Source organism: Sporosarcina luteola (assembly GCF_023715245.1).
GTDB lineage: Bacteria > Bacillota > Bacilli > Bacillales_A > Planococcaceae > Sporosarcina > Sporosarcina luteola_C.
In genome coordinates, this window is record NZ_JAMBNV010000037.1 from 1 (window position 1) to 344 (window position 344).

The 344-nt window shown below is 40.1% G+C and carries 1 rRNA gene; it reads right to left on the reverse strand.

Annotated features, from left to right (window positions below):
- Positions 1-104 (reverse strand): 23S ribosomal RNA (locus M3152_RS17890); the annotation flags it as partial.
- Between the last annotated feature and the right edge of the window lie 240 nt (positions 105-344).

Genomic DNA, 344 nt, shown 5'->3' on the forward strand with positions numbered 1-344 from the left:
GATCACAGCTTACTTACAGCTCCCCGAAGCATATCGGTGTTAGTGCCGTCCTTCATAGGCTTCTAGTGCCAAGGCATCCGCCGTGCGCCCTTTCTAACTTAACCTTTAAATGGTTTTCAACGCATTACATACGTCTAGACCACTGGTTGATTACCATTGTATAGCGATATACGTTGGTAATCGTTAAAAAAGTATTGTTCAATCACAAAAGTGATCAACTCGGTTGATTACTTGATGTTTTGTTGCTTCAATGTCGTTTTATCCAGTTTTCAAAGAACAAGTTTTGAAAGATCATCAGAAGATGAACCTTCAAAACTGAACGCAAAACGTCAACGTATGAACCC